At 65.8% G+C, this 13322-nt stretch carries 10 protein-coding genes; 6 read left to right on the top strand and 4 right to left on the bottom strand.

The annotated features are described in order from the left end of the window. Window positions 1-32 precede the first annotated feature (32 nt). Window positions 33-1835, bottom strand: a complete 1803-nt coding sequence (locus X268_RS21760; protein ID WP_128926812.1) for an ABC transporter ATP-binding protein — start codon at window positions 1833-1835, stop codon at window positions 33-35. A 118-nt stretch (window positions 1836-1953) separates the two neighbouring features. Continuing rightward, complete coding sequence (gene galE, locus X268_RS21755; protein ID WP_128926811.1) at window positions 1954-2967, bottom strand: UDP-glucose 4-epimerase GalE; 1014 nt, start codon at window positions 2965-2967, stop codon at window positions 1954-1956. Window positions 2968-3093: 126 nt separating this feature from the next. Here galE and X268_RS21750 point away from each other — a divergent pair, with 126 nt between their 5' ends. Beyond that, window positions 3094-4131 (top strand): glycosyltransferase family 4 protein, encoded by a 1038-nt coding sequence (locus X268_RS21750; protein ID WP_128926810.1) that lies wholly within the window; start codon window positions 3094-3096, stop codon window positions 4129-4131. Between the two features lie 173 nt (window positions 4132-4304). Here the strand turns inward: X268_RS21750 and waaF are convergent, their stop codons facing one another. Further along, the gene (gene waaF / locus X268_RS21745) at window positions 4305-5375 is read right to left on the bottom strand and encodes a lipopolysaccharide heptosyltransferase II (RefSeq protein WP_128926809.1); all 1071 of its coding nucleotides are present in this window, start codon (window positions 5373-5375) and stop codon (window positions 4305-4307) included. A gap of 158 nt (window positions 5376-5533) precedes the next feature. On the opposite strand from waaF, the gene rfaD reads away from it, so the two are divergent. The 5 genes from rfaD to X268_RS21720 all read left to right on the top strand — a co-directional run bounded on the left by rfaD (window position 5534) and on the right by X268_RS21720 (window position 12321). Further along, a complete protein-coding gene (gene rfaD / locus X268_RS21740; protein ID WP_128926808.1) occupies window positions 5534-6514 on the top strand; it encodes an ADP-glyceromanno-heptose 6-epimerase in 981 nt (326 codons plus the stop codon). A gap of 12 nt (window positions 6515-6526) precedes the next feature. After that, complete coding sequence (gene rfaE1 / locus X268_RS21735) at window positions 6527-8011, top strand: D-glycero-beta-D-manno-heptose-7-phosphate kinase (RefSeq protein WP_128926807.1); 1485 nt, start codon at window positions 6527-6529, stop codon at window positions 8009-8011. Next, complete coding sequence (locus tag X268_RS21730; RefSeq protein WP_128926806.1) at window positions 8008-9294, top strand: O-antigen ligase family protein; 1287 nt, start codon at window positions 8008-8010, stop codon at window positions 9292-9294. Before rfaE1 ends, X268_RS21730 begins: the two co-directional genes overlap by 4 nt. 84 nt (window positions 9295-9378) lie before the next feature. Next, window positions 9379-11286 (top strand): SDR family NAD(P)-dependent oxidoreductase, encoded by a 1908-nt coding sequence (locus X268_RS21725; protein ID WP_164937855.1) that lies wholly within the window; start codon window positions 9379-9381, stop codon window positions 11284-11286. 90 nt (window positions 11287-11376) lie between these two features. Next, a complete protein-coding gene (locus tag X268_RS21720; protein WP_128926804.1) occupies window positions 11377-12321 on the top strand; it encodes an NAD-dependent epimerase/dehydratase family protein in 945 nt (314 codons plus the stop codon). Here X268_RS21720 and X268_RS21715 read toward each other — a convergent pair. Further along, complete coding sequence (locus X268_RS21715) at window positions 12309-13289, bottom strand: MraY family glycosyltransferase (RefSeq protein WP_128929341.1); 981 nt, start codon at window positions 13287-13289, stop codon at window positions 12309-12311. The genes X268_RS21720 and X268_RS21715 overlap by 13 nt on opposite strands. Window positions 13290-13322 lie beyond the last annotated feature (33 nt).

Below are 13322 nucleotides of genomic sequence, written 5' to 3'. Positions count from 1 at the left end.
CGGGTCTCGCTGCTCTTGAGGTGGAACGAACTCTATGCGGTTGCGCTGATCGGCGCCAGAGCGCCGGCGTCGTGATGTTGCAGGCGGAAGAACGAAGCGTAGCGGCCGCCGCGGCGGAGCAGTTCATCGTGCCGGCCCCGCTCGACGATCTCGCCGCCCTCGACCACCAGGATGCTGTCGGCATGCATGATGGTGTGCAGGCGGTGCGCGATCACGATGGTGGTGCGGTTCTGGCAGAGATGCTCGATCGCCTCCTGCCCCTGCCGCTCTGACTCCGAATCCAGCGCGGCGGTGGCCTCGTCCAGGAGGATGATCGGCGCGTTCTTGATCAGCGCGCGGGCGACCGCAATGCGCTGGCGCTGGCCGCCGGAAAGCTGGGTGCCGTGCTCGCCGACCGGCGTGTCGTAGCCGAGCGGGAAGCCCATGATGAAATCATGCGCGCAGGCGGCCTTCGCCGCCTCGACGATCTCGTCCTCGCTCGCGCCAGGGCGACCGAAGGCGATGTTGCTCCGGATGGTGTCGCGGAACAGATAGACGTCCTGACCGACATAGGCGGTCTGCGCGCGCAGCGATTTGCGCGAGACCGCGCCGATCGACTGGCCGTCGATCACGATGTCGCCCTGCGTCACCTCGTGGAAGCGCAAGAGCAGCGCCAGCACGGTCGACTTGCCGCCGCCGGAGGGCCCGACCAGCGCGGTGACCTTGCCGGGCTCGGCAACGAAGCTCATGCGGTTGAGCACGGTCTCGCCGCTGCGGTAGGCGAAGCTGACGTCGCGCAGCTCGATCCGCGCGTCGGTGAGCCGCAGTGCCGGCTTGTCGTCGTCGGAGTGTTCGCTCGCCGGGCTGTCGACGACTTCGAGCAGCATGCGCGCGCCGACGAGCTGGCTGTTCAAATCGATGTTGAGCCGCGCCAGCCGCTTGGCCGGCTCGGTCGCCATCAGGAAGGCGGTCATGAAGGAGAAGAACGCACCGGGCGTGGCGTTGAGGGCGACCACGGCATAGCCGCCGTACATCAGGCAGCCGGCGACCGCGAAACCGCCGAGCATCTCCATCAAGGGGTTGGAGCGGTTGGCGACGCGGGCCATCTTGTTGGCGTTGCGCTCGACGATCGCGATGTTCTCGTCGATGCGCTTCTGCATGGTCTCTTCGAGCGTGAACGCCTTGACGGTGCGAATGCCTTGCAGCGATTCCTGCATCGTCTCCATGATGTCGGCGGTGCCGGTGAACTGGTTGAAGGCGAGTCCCTTGATGCGCTTGACCAGCTTGCGCAGCACCAGCATCGCCGGCGGCACCGCGACGAGGCCGATGAACGACATCAGCGGGTCCTGCCACACCATCACGCCGATCATGGCGAGCAGCATCAACAGGTCCCGCCCGATGGCATTGACCAGCATGTTGAGGACGTCGGTGATCGACTTGGCGCCGGCCGTCAGCCGCGCCAGGAATTCGGAGGAATGGCGCTCGGAGAAGAAGCCGACGCTCTCGCGCATCAGTTTTGCAAAGAGCTGGCGCTGATTGGTGGCAAGGATCGCGTTCGAGATCTTGGTCAGGATCACCATGTGGCCGTAGGTCGCCACGCCCTTGATGAAGAGCAGCAGCACCGTGATGCCCGAGAACATCGCGATACCCGGGATGTTCTTGTCGACATAGGCCTGGTTGATGACCTGGCCGAGCACGTAGGTGGCGCAGGCGGTTGCGCCGGCGGCGACCGCCATCAGCGCGAAGGCGACGAGATAGCGCCGCCAGTACACGATCCCCTGTTCCATGACGAGCCGGCGAATCAGAGTCGCGGCCGCATAGGGATCGTCGGTGATTTTCTTTGGAAACTGGGCCATCCGGTGTCCATTGACGGCGCAGGACAAAGCCTGCCCGCGCGTCAGGGATCGAACGGCCTCTGTGCCCGCTCAGCTACGGTTTTTCAAGCCCAATTAAGGGCTTGCGCTTGGGATGATTCTAGGCCGAGGCCGCGTGGCGGAGCTCGCCATGGCGCTCGCGGAACAGCTTGTCTTCCCAGGCCAGCGCATGGGCGGCGATGGTCTCGAGGTCGTCGTATTGCGGCCTCCAGTCGAGCAGGCTGCGGATGCGGTTGGTGTCGGCGACCATGGTCATGATGTCGCCCGGCCGGCGCGGCGCGTATTGCACGGCAAAGCTGCGGCCCGACACGCGGCGCACGGCATCGATGGTCTCCAGCACCGAATAGCCGCGTCCATAGCCGCAATTGAGCGTCGTCGAGGCGCCGCCATTGCGCAAATAGGCCAGCGCCGAGCGATGCGCCTGCGAGAGGTCGGTGACGTGGATGAAGTCGCGGATGCAGCTGCCGTCGGGGGTCGGATAGTCGGTGCCGAACACGTCGATCTTGGCGCGCTGGCCGGTGGCGGCTTCCACCGCGATCTTGAGCAGATGCGTGGCGCCGACGGTGGCAAGTCCGATGCGCGCGTGCGGATCGGCGCCGGCGACGTTGAAATAGCGCAGGGTCACGTATTGCATGCCGTAGGCGGCGGCGACGTCGTGCAGCATGATCTCGGTCATCAGCTTCGACGAGCCGTAGGGCGACAGCGGCCGCGTCGGCGCGTGCTCTGGCACCGGGACCTGATCCGGATTGCCGTAGACGGCGGCGGTCGAGGAGAAGATGAAGCGGCCGATGCCGCGCTTGACCGCGACGTTGAGCAGGTTGCGCGCGGTCACGAAATTGTTGCGGTAGTAGCCGAGCGGATCGCGCATCGAATCCGGCACGACGACCGAGCCGGCGAAATGGATGATGCTCTCGATGTTGTGCTGGGTGATCACGCCCTCGAGCAGGTTCTCGTCGCCGGCATCGCCGATGAACAGCGGCACGCCTTCAGGCAGATAGGCGGAGAATCCGGTCGAGAGATCGTCGATCACGACGACGTCCTCGCCGGCTTCCGCCAGCGCCAGGACCGTGTGACTTCCGATATAGCCGGCACCGCCGGTGACTAGCACAGTCATGATCTCATCCGTCTTCGATCAACGCGCGAAGCTAGCGCTTGCGTGGTGAAGAGGGGGTATCGGGGCGGCTGAACTGGTCACTATGCTTAATGTTGCGTATAGGGGGCCTGTCAAACGGAGCGTGACGTGGCCAATTCCCCCGGCGATCTCGAAGTGATCGTGCCAAATCTGCACAGGCGCTATTCCGGGGTCACTGCGACCAACCGGATGGTGGCGCCGCGGCTGGCGAGGCTGTATCGCGCCGCCTGGTTCGGCTCCGACGCGCCGGCGGGCATTGCGCGCCTCAACGTCGGAGACTTCCTCAAGCTGTGGCGCCGCAAGGCGCCGCTGATCTGGCACGCCCGGCGCAACAACGAGATGATCGCCGGCGTCGTCCTGCGTGCGCTCGGCTGGCCGCTCAAGCTCGTGTTCACCTCGGCGGCGCAGCGGCATCACAGCTGGATCACGCGCTGGCTGATCCGGCGCATGGATGCGATCATCGCGACCTCGGATATCTCTGCTTCGTTCCTGAAGGTGAAGGCGACCGTGATCCCGCACGGCGTCGATACCGATGTCTATGCACCGCCGCAGGACCGCGCAGCGGCGTTCGCGGAAGCCGCGCTGCCGGGCCGCTACGCGATCGGCTGCTTCGGCCGCGTGCGCGCACAGAAGGGCACCGATCTGTTCGTCGATGCGATGTGCCGCCTGTTGCCGCGCTATCCGGATTTCACGGCAATCATTGTTGGCCAAGTCACCGCCGAGCAGACGCCCTTTGCCAACGAGCTCAGGAAGCGGATCGAAACAGCCGGCCTGCAATCGCGCATCGTCATTACCGGCGAGCTGCCGATCGAAGCGGTGCAGCGCTGGTATCAGCGGCTGACGATCTACGCCTTCACCTCACGCAACGAAGGCTTTGGCCTGACCCTGATCGAGGCGATGGCGGCAGGCAGCGCGCTCGTCGCCGCGCGCGCCGGTGCGGCCGAGCTCGTGGTCGAGGACGGCGTGAGCGGCGTGCTGATCCCGACCGGCGATGCCGATGCGCTGGCTGCGGCACTGGAGCCGCTGATGCGCGACGTGGCCGCTGCGACGGTGATGGGCGAGGGGGGGCGGGCGCGGGTGCTCGAACGGTTCAGCCTCGATGCGGAAGCGGCGCGGATCGGCGAGGTCTATCGGCCGCTGCTTTGAGCCACATCGTGAGGGCCGAAAGCAAAAACGCGAAAACAACCCCATGCACAGTAGCCGGGGCCAGCGAAATCAAGGACTTGGCAGCCGGCACGGCGTTGCGGATGTCACCACGTCAATTGACGCGCCGGGCAAAACACCGGTGCGATGTCATCATTGGCGCGGGGCTCGCACGCTCACGTCGTCGCGTGCGCTGTGGCCTCCCCCAGCACCCGCTGTGCAATCGCCGCCACCTCGGACGCCGCGATATTCCGCATGCAGCGGTGGTCGTTCATCTTGCAGATGGTGCTCTGGCAGGGTTGGCAGGACAGCACTTCCTTGTCCTGCACCACGGTCGCGGCAAGGCCGTTGAGGGGCGCCCAGAGATAGGGGCTGGTCGGGCCGAAGATGCCCATGGTGGGCGTGCCCAGGGCCGCCGCGATGTGCATCAGGCCTGAGTCGTTGGAAATGGCGACGCCGGCTGCGGCCATGGCCAGCACGCCGTTGCGCAGGTCGTTGCCGGTGAGGTCCCGCACGCCGGGGCCGCCTGCCGCGACGATCTCCTGGGCGAGGCCCTTTTCCGCGGGGCCGCCGACCACCCAGACCTCCAGCCCGCGCTCGGCCAGCAGGCGGGCGACCTCAGGATAGTAGGTCCAGCGCTTGGAGACGCCGACCGAGCCGGGGGCGAGCGCCACCGCGGCCCTTAGGCTGAGGCCGTTAGCCTGCCGCCACCGCACGATCTCCTCGGCGGGAACGTGCAATTGCGGCACCGGCCATTCCCGTGGCAGGGCGGCGCCATCGGGCTGCGCAAGGGCGGCGTTCTTGTCGATGAAGCGGGGCAGCTTCTTCTCGCCCCAGCGCCAGCGGTTCAGCAGGCCGAACCGGAACTCGCCGACGAAGCCGACCCGTTCAGGAATACCGGCCAAAGCGGGTGCGATGGCGGCCTTCCAGGTGCGCGGCAGCACCAGGGCCGTGCCGTAGTTCCGCTCGCGAAGGAGCTTCGCCAAGGCCAGCTGACGGCCCACAGCGAGCCGGCCGCGCGGCAGGTCCCAGACGATGCCAGCGCGCACGCCCGGCATGTAGTCGACCAGGGGGGCGCACAGCGAGGTCGTGAGCAGATCGACTGGCCGATTGGGCCAGCGCTGCTTCAGGACCCGCACAACGGTGTGATTCCGGACAAAATCGCCGATCCACATATAGGGAATGATCAGAATCGGGCTCGTGTCGTCCCGATCTGCACTTCCGCTAAATTGCGAATCTTGGTTCATTCTTTAATGAGGCCGAGGCAATCTGATAGGGCGGTTCGGTAGCCGCTCCGGGCCGGCAGGTAAAGCCGGCAGACCGAGCAATCCCAAAACCGCTTACACTTTGCCGGCTCATGCGCTACGGCAGGATCGGGGCTGCAAAGAACGGGCAGGATTTCGGAATGTTGCTGGTGACCGGCGGGGCCGGTTTTATCGGGTCGAATGTCGTGGCTGCGCTCAATGACGCGGGCCGCAGCGACGTTGTGGTTTGCGACCTGCTGGGCTCCGACGGCAAGTGGCGGAACCTCGCCAAGCGCCAGCTTGTGGATATCGTTCCGCCGGGCGACCTGATGGACTGGCTGAAGGGCCGCAAGCTTGATGCCGTGGTCCATCTCGGGGCGATTTCCGCGACCACCGCGACCGATGGCGACCTCGTGTTCGAGACCAATTTCCGCCTGTCGACGCGCCTGCTCGAGTGGTGCACGGCGGGCGCGGTGCCGTTCATCTACGCCTCCTCGGCGGCGACTTACGGCGACGGCGAGAGAGGTTTCGACGACGACGCCTCGATCGCCGCATTGAAGAAGCTTCGGCCGATGAATCTCTACGGCTGGAGCAAGCACATGTTCGATCTCGCGGTTGCCGGGCGCGTCGCCAAGGGGGATCCGCTCCCACCGCAATGCGTGGGCTTGAAATTCTTCAACGTGTTCGGCCCCAACGAATACCACAAGGGCTCGATGATGAGCGTGCTGGCGCGCCGCTTCGATGACGTCAAGGCCGGCCGCGTCGTGCAGCTGTTCAAGTCGCATCGCGAGGGCATCGCCGACGGTGACCAGCGCCGCGATTTCATCTATGTCGACGACGTCGTGCGCGTCATCATGTGGCTCTTGGCGACGCCATCCGTGTCCGGCCTCTTCAACGTCGGAACCGGCAAGGCGCGCAGCTTCAAGGACCTGATGCTCGCGGCCTATGCAGCGCTCGGCACCAGGCCCAACATCGAATATATCGACATGCCCGAGCAGATTCGCGGGGCCTATCAGTACTTCACCCAGAGCGAGGTCGATCGCCTCCACCGTGCCGGCTATAACGGCGGCTTCACGACGCTCGAGGACGCGGTGAAGGCCTATGTCGGGGACTACCTCGACCGGCCCGACCGCTTCCGCTGAGGCACAAAGATCATGCCGACGCCCATTCTCGATTTCGACGCTCTCGCGCAAGCCATCTCGGGCCGAGCGGTGCTGTGCATCGGCGACGTCATGCTGGACGAGTTCGTCTATGGCGAGGTGTCGCGGATCTCGCCGGAAGCGCCGACGCCCGTCATCGCGGCCCAGCGCAGCGAGATTCACATCGGCGGCGCCGGCAACGTTGCCCGCAATATTGCTTCCCTCGGCGCGCGCTGCATTTTCGTCGGCCTCGTCGGCGAGGACGATGCGGGCAAGCGGCTCGCATCGGCGCTGACCGAACTAGGTGCAATCGAAAGCGTGCTGGTATGCGATCCATCGCGGCCGACCACGCGAAAAGTCCGCTTCGTCTCCGAGCATTTTTCCACGCACATGCTGCGCGCGGACTGGGAGCAGGCGGCGCCGGTATCCGATGAGATCGAGACCAGGCTGATCGAGGCGATCCTGCCGCAGATCGCGCGCGCCGACCTCGTGCTGCTCTCGGACTACGCCAAGGGCGTGCTGACGGCGCGCGTCATCCGCCACACCATCGACGCCGCGCGAAAGCTCGCCAAGCCCGTGATCGTCGATCCCAAGAGCCTGAACTGGGCGATCTATCGTGGCGCTACGCTGCTCACGCCCAACCGCAAGGAATTCGCGGAAGCCACCCGCAGCCGCGCCGACACGCCGCAGAGCATCGTCGATGCCAGCGAGGACGTGATGCGGCTTGCCGATTGCGAGGCGATCCTGGTCACGCAGGGCGAGCACGGCATGACGCTGGTGCCGCGCAAGGGCGAGGCGGTTCACGTTCCGGCTGTCCCGGTGAAGGTCCGCGACGTCTCCGGCGCCGGCGACACCGTCGCCGCCGCGCTCGCGGTGTCGCGTGCGGCCGGCGCGGACTGGGATACCGCATTGCGCATGGCCAGCGCCGCCGCCGCCGTCGCCGTCGGCAAGCAAGGCACCGCCAGCGTCAGTGCGGCCGAGCTGCGCCGAAAGATCCTGCCCCACGCCACGCTCGCGGCCGAGGAGAAAATCGTGCTCGAGCCGGGCGCACTCGACGTGCAACTTGCCGAATGGCGCCGGGAGGGCCTGCGCGTCGGCTTTACCAATGGCTGTTTCGACATCCTGCATCCCGGCCATGTCAAGGTGCTGACCGCGGCGCGCGCCGCCTGCGACCGCCTGATCGTCGGCCTCAACAGCGACGCCTCGGTGCGGCGGCTGAAGGGCGCCGATCGTCCGGTCCAGGACGAGCGCGCGCGTGCCGAGGTGCTGGCGGCGCTGGAGGCCGTCGATCTCGTCGTGATTTTCGAAGAGGACACGCCGATCGACCTGATCACTCGGATCAAGCCGGGCGTGCTGGTGAAGGGCGGCGACTACACCCGCGAGCAGGTGGTTGGCTACGACGTTGTCGAGGCAACCGGCGGAGTGGTCGTGCTGGTCGACATCCTCCAGGGCTTCAGCACGACGGCGCTGGTCCATCGCGCGCGGGGAGGGAGCAAGTGACGGTGCTCGCACGCGAGACCACCGGCGAAATGTTGCTTCGCCGCCTGCGCAGTCCGGCCGCCTGGCGCGAGACCGTCGACATATTCGCGATCCTGACCGCGGCCTCGCTGCCCTGGTCGACGTCGCTTACCGGGATCTTCAACGTGCTCATGATGCTCTGCATGGTGCCGTTTCTCGACGTCCGCGCGTTCCTGCAATCCCTGAAGCGTCCGATCTGTGCGGCCCCGATCGCCCTGGTCCTGCTTGCGCTGGTGGGGACGCTCTGGTCGGATGCGACCTGGGGGGCGCGCTTCTATGCCGTCAATCCGACCATGAAGCTGCTGGTGCTCCCGGTTCTGCTCTATCATTTCGAGCGCTCGCAACGCGGTCACTGGATCTTCATCGCCTTCCTGGTGTCCTGCGCCTTGTTGTCGGTGATGTCCTGGCTGGTCGCCTTCTACCCGAATCTCGCGCTCAAGACCGATCCGCCCGAGCGCGGTATCTTCGTCAAGAACTACATCAACCAGAGTCAGGAGTTCGCGCTTTGCGCGGTCGCGCTGGCCTATCCGATCGTGATGCTGCTGCGCGAGAAGCGATTCTGGCTTGCCGGACTGCTGACCGCGCTGGCGCTGAGCTTCTTCGTCAACATGGCCTTCGTGGTGGTGTCGCGCACTGCCCTCGTCACCGTGCCGATCATGTTCGGCGTGTTCGCGTTGCTTCATCTCAAATGGCGGAGCCTTGCAATCATCTCCGCCGCTCTGCTCGGCGGCGCCGTTCTTGCCTGGCAGGCCTCGCCGCAATTGCGCCACACTATCGATCGGTTTACCCGCGATTATAACGGCTATGTGGAGAGGGGCGAGCCGACCTCCATGGGCATGCGGATCGAATTCTGGCGGAAGTCGCTCGGCTTCTTCGCGGAGGCGCCGATCATGGGGCATGGCACCGGCTCGACGCGCGGATTGTTCGAACGCGTCGCGACGCCCGCCGGTGAGTACCGGGCCTCAGCCGAGGTGATCGGCAATCCGCATAACCAGACGCTCAACGTTGCCGTGCAATGGGGCGTGATCGGTATCGCCATTCTCTACGCGATCTGGATATTGCACCTGCGGTTGTTCCGCGGCGACGGGCTTGCCAACTGGATCGGGCTCCTGGTCGTGGTACAGAACGTCTTCACCTCCTTGTTCAATTCCCATCTGTTCGACTTCCATGAGGGCTGGATGTACGTCATCGGCGTCGGCGTCGCCGGCGGAATGGTGATCCGGGCACAACAGGACGAGGCGAAGATGAGGGAAGCCGGTTCTTAAACGGCCGCGCGGCTGGCAAGTCTGGTCCAGATGGGCTATCAGCGCGGTCAGGTTGCATCTAACTGGGTTTTCATCGGTCGGCGGATGACGCGTCTTTCGCATCTCACCTCGCGCAATTTCCTGATTGCGCTCCACGACCTGCTGGCGACCGCGGCGGCGCTTTTTGCGGCCTTCTATGTGCGATTCGAGGGTGGGCCCGGCTTTTACGCCCGCTTGCCGCTGCTGTTCCAGATCCTCCCCTATTTTCTCGCCTTCAGCGTGGTCGTGTTCTTCGTCTTGAATCTGACCACGACGAAATGGCGCTTCATCTCGCTGCCTGATGCGCTGAACATCATTCGCGCGGCGACCGTGCTGACGGTTGCTCTGCTCGTGCTCGACTACATCTTCGTCGCCCCCAACGTGCATGGCGCCTTCTTCCTCGGCAAGGTGACGATCGTCCTCTACTGGTTCCTGGAGGTCTCCTTCCTCAGCGCGCTGCGCATGACCTATCGTTATTTCCGTTATACGCGGGTGCGACGGCATGCGAGGACCGATGAGGCCGCCCCGACGCTGCTGATCGGCCGGGCCGCGGATGCGGAGGTGCTGTTGCGCGGCATCGAAAGCGGGGCGATCAAGCGCATCTGGCCGGTCGGCGTATTGTCGCCGTCGCTTGCGGACCGGGGCCAGTTCATCCGCAACCTGCCGGTGCTGGGCGGCATCGACGATGTCGAGGACATCATCGCGGACTTCGCCAAGCGCAACAAGCCGATCGTCCGCCTCATCATGACGCCGTCGGCGTTCGAACCGGAGGCGCATCCGGAATCGGTCCTGATGCGGGCGCGCAAGTTGGGCCTGATCGTCAACCGGATGCCCTCGCTCGAGAGTGGCGATACGCCGCGACTCACGGCCGTCGCGGTCGAGGACCTCCTGCTGCGGCCGAGCGAGAACATCGACTATGCGCGGCTCGAAGCCTTGATCAGGGGCAAGGCGGTGATTGTCACCGGCGGCGGCGGTTCGATTGGTTCGGAGATATGCGAGCGCGTCGTCGCCTTCGGCGCCGCACGTCTGCTGATCGTGGAAAATTCCGAACCGGCGCTCTACGCGATCACCGAAGCTCTCACCTGCAAGGCAGCCGAGGTCGAAGGGCGGATTGCCGACATTCGCGACCGCGAGCGCATCATGCGCCTGATGACTGAGTTCAGGCCGGACATCGTGTTCCACGCCGCTGCGCTCAAGCACGTGCCGATCCTCGAGCGCGACTGGAGCGAGGGCGTCAAGACCAACATTTTCGGCTCCATCAATGTGGCGGATGCCGCCGTTGCCGCCGGCGCGGAAGCCATGGTGATGATCTCGACCGACAAGGCGATCGAGCCGGTGTCGATGCTCGGCCTGACCAAACGGTTTGCCGAGATGTACTGCCAGGCGCTGGATCACGATCTCGCGGCGGCGGCGCGCGGCGCCAAGTCGCCGATGCGGCTGATCTCGGTCCGGTTTGGTAACGTGCTGGCCTCAAATGGCTCGGTGGTGCCGAAATTCAAAGCGCAGATCGAGGCCGGCGGCCCGGTGACGGTGACGCATCCCGATATGGTCCGTTACTTCATGACCATCCGCGAAGCCTGTGATCTCGTCATCACCGCGGCCACCCACGCGCTCGGAACGCCGCGTCCCGACGTCTCGGTCTACGTGCTCAACATGGGCCAGCCGGTCAAGATCGTCGATCTCGCCGAGCGCATGATCCGCCTCTCCGGGCTGCAACCCGGCTACGACATCGAGATCGTGTTCACCGGCATGCGGCCGGGGGAGCGGCTGCATGAAATCCTGTTCGCCTCCGAGGAGCCGACCCGAGAGATCGGCGTGGCGGGCATCATGGCCGCGCAGCCGAAGGAGCCGCCGATGCTGACGGTGCGCAAATGGATCGCGGCGCTCGAGCAGGCGATCGCGCGCGACGATCGCGCGACCATCAGGACCATCCTGAAGGATGCCGTGCCCGAGTTCGGGTCGACTGCGGCCTGACCATGCAGCCGCGCGGCGGACGACTGCCATGAACGCCTCTGCCGGCCTGATCGACGAGTCGTTGCGCAACACCGAGCTTGCGGAGCAACGATGAGCGAGAAAAAACCAGTGGCGCTCGTGACGGGAGCGAGCGGCTTCCTCGGCCGTCATATCGGGCCCGCGCTGGTGCGCGAGGGATGGTCGGTCCGCCGCGTTGTCCGCAGCCCTGAAAGTGGCGACGAGGTCGTGATCGAATCAATCGGTCCTGAAACGGACTGGCAGGCCGCGCTGGAAGGCGTCGACGCCGTCATCCATCTTGCCGCGCGCGTGCACTACAAGCACGAGGAGCATGCGGTCAAGCTCTACCGCGACGTCAACATCGACGGCACGCTGCATTTGGCGCGTTGTGCGGCGACCGCCGGCGTGTGTCACTTCATCTTCATCAGCACCGTTCTCGTTCACGGCCGCAGCAACGAAGGCCGTGCGCCGTTCAGCGAGGACGACGTGCTGACGCCGCGCGGCCTCTACGGCGAGTCCAAGGCCGCCGCCGAGGCGGGCTTGAGGACGCTGGCGCGCGACACCGACATGAAGATCTCGGTGATCAGGCCGCCGATGGTCTATGGCGCGGGCGCCAAGGGCAATTTCGCAGTGCTGACGCGCGCGGTGAACCTCGGGCTGCCGCTGCCCTTTGCCGCGATCCGCAATCATCGCGCCTTCCTTGCCGTTCAGAATCTGACGTCGTTCGTCCTGCACCGGCTCAGCCATCCCGATCCCGCCAGCAATTTCGAGATCTTCCTGCTCGCCGACAGGGAGCAGGTCTCGACGCCCGAATTCATCGCGCGCCTGGCGACAGCGTCGGGCAAGAGCCCGCACCTGTTCGGCATGCCGCCGAGCCTGCTCGGCGCGCTGCTCAGCGTGACGGGCCGGCAGGATATGCATGACAGCCTGATCCGCTCCCTCGAGCTCAACACCTCGAAGGCGATCGCGACCGGCTGGCAGCCGCAGGTCTCGCTCGACGAGGCGCTGCGGCTGGCGGTGGCGTCTCAGCAGACCTGAGGGCGAGAGAAGCGCCGCAGCACGGATGCGACCGCGACCGCGCCCGCGAGCAAGGACACGATCGTGACCATGGTCGAACCGGCGCGAACGGTGACGATGGCTAGCACCGCCAGCACGAGATTGAGCGCGAACACCGCGCCGATGACCTGCGGGACCTTGAGCCCGTTGTCGGTTGCGCGTTGATAGAAGTGCGTGCGGTGTGCCGACCAGAATCGCTCGCGCCGGATCATGCGCCGAAACAGCGTGGTGGTGGCATCCGCGAGGTAATAGGCGGGCAGCAGCAGCGCCGCAGCGGGCTGTCCGTGCCAGGCAAGCTCCAGCAGGCACCAGCCGAGCAGGAGGCCGATCGGCAGGCTGCCGACGTCGCCAAGGAAGACTTTTGCGGTCGGACGGTTGAACGGCGCAAAGCCGAGCATGGCCCCGCACAGCGCCGTGGCGAGCACTCCAGCCGACGGCGAGAGGTCGCCGAACCATCCGAGCAGCGCGAGCGCGGCCGTGATCGGCACCACCTCCGCCACCGTCATCAGGTCGAGCCCGTCCATGAAGTTGACGAGGTTCACGAACCAGATTCCGGCGAGCAGGACGAGGCCGCGCTCCAGCGCGAGCGGCAGCGCCGGCACGATGCGCGCGGCGTCCGGGGCCGTGAAGACGACGGCGGCCACGGCGGTCGCCTGCAACAGCAGGCGGAGCAGGACGGGCAAGGGCCTGATGTCGTCGACGAGGCCGACCATCGCGATCAGGAGGGCGGACCCGATCAGAGGCAGGGAAAGCGCGCCGTAGGTCCAGGCCGCAGCCACAAGCAGGGTGGCCGCGATCACCGCGATGCCCGCGCCTTGCGGGGTCGGAATCCTGTGTGACGAGCGCGCATTCGGCCGCGCCAACGCATAGCGCTGCAGCAGCGGCATGCTCAGCCAGGTGATGGCGGTGGAGAGCAGTGCAGCCAGCACGGCTGGCGCAAGCGTGAACATCACCAGTCCGGTCGCAGAGTCCGGACCCCAGGC

The sequence above is a fragment of the Bradyrhizobium guangxiense genome, from assembly GCF_004114915.1.
Lineage (GTDB): Bacteria > Pseudomonadota > Alphaproteobacteria > Rhizobiales > Xanthobacteraceae > Bradyrhizobium > Bradyrhizobium guangxiense.
The sequence above is the reverse complement of the archived record's forward strand: the minus strand, read 5'-3'. Positions and strand labels throughout refer to the sequence as shown.

What these genes read in the sequence shown, in the direction of transcription:
- X268_RS21760 (WP_128926812.1), bottom strand. Translation starts at nt 1,835, where the DNA reads ATGGCCCAGTTTCCAAAGAAAATCACCGACGATCCCTATGCGGCCGCG.
- X268_RS21715 (WP_128929341.1), bottom strand. Translation starts at nt 13,289, where the DNA reads ATGTTCACGCTTGCGCCAGCCGTGCTGGCTGCACTGCTCTCCACCGCC.
- rfaE1 (WP_128926807.1), top strand. Translation starts at nt 6,527, where the DNA reads ATGCCGACGCCCATTCTCGATTTCGACGCTCTCGCGCAAGCCATCTCG.
- X268_RS21720 (WP_128926804.1), top strand. Translation starts at nt 11,377, where the DNA reads ATGAGCGAGAAAAAACCAGTGGCGCTCGTGACGGGAGCGAGCGGCTTC.
- rfaD (WP_128926808.1), top strand. Translation starts at nt 5,534, where the DNA reads ATGTTGCTGGTGACCGGCGGGGCCGGTTTTATCGGGTCGAATGTCGTG.
- waaF (WP_128926809.1), bottom strand. Translation starts at nt 5,375, where the DNA reads ATGAACCAAGATTCGCAATTTAGCGGAAGTGCAGATCGGGACGACACG.
- X268_RS21725 (WP_164937855.1), top strand. Translation starts at nt 9,379, where the DNA reads ATGACGCGTCTTTCGCATCTCACCTCGCGCAATTTCCTGATTGCGCTC.
- galE (WP_128926811.1), bottom strand. Translation starts at nt 2,967, where the DNA reads ATGACTGTGCTAGTCACCGGCGGTGCCGGCTATATCGGAAGTCACACG.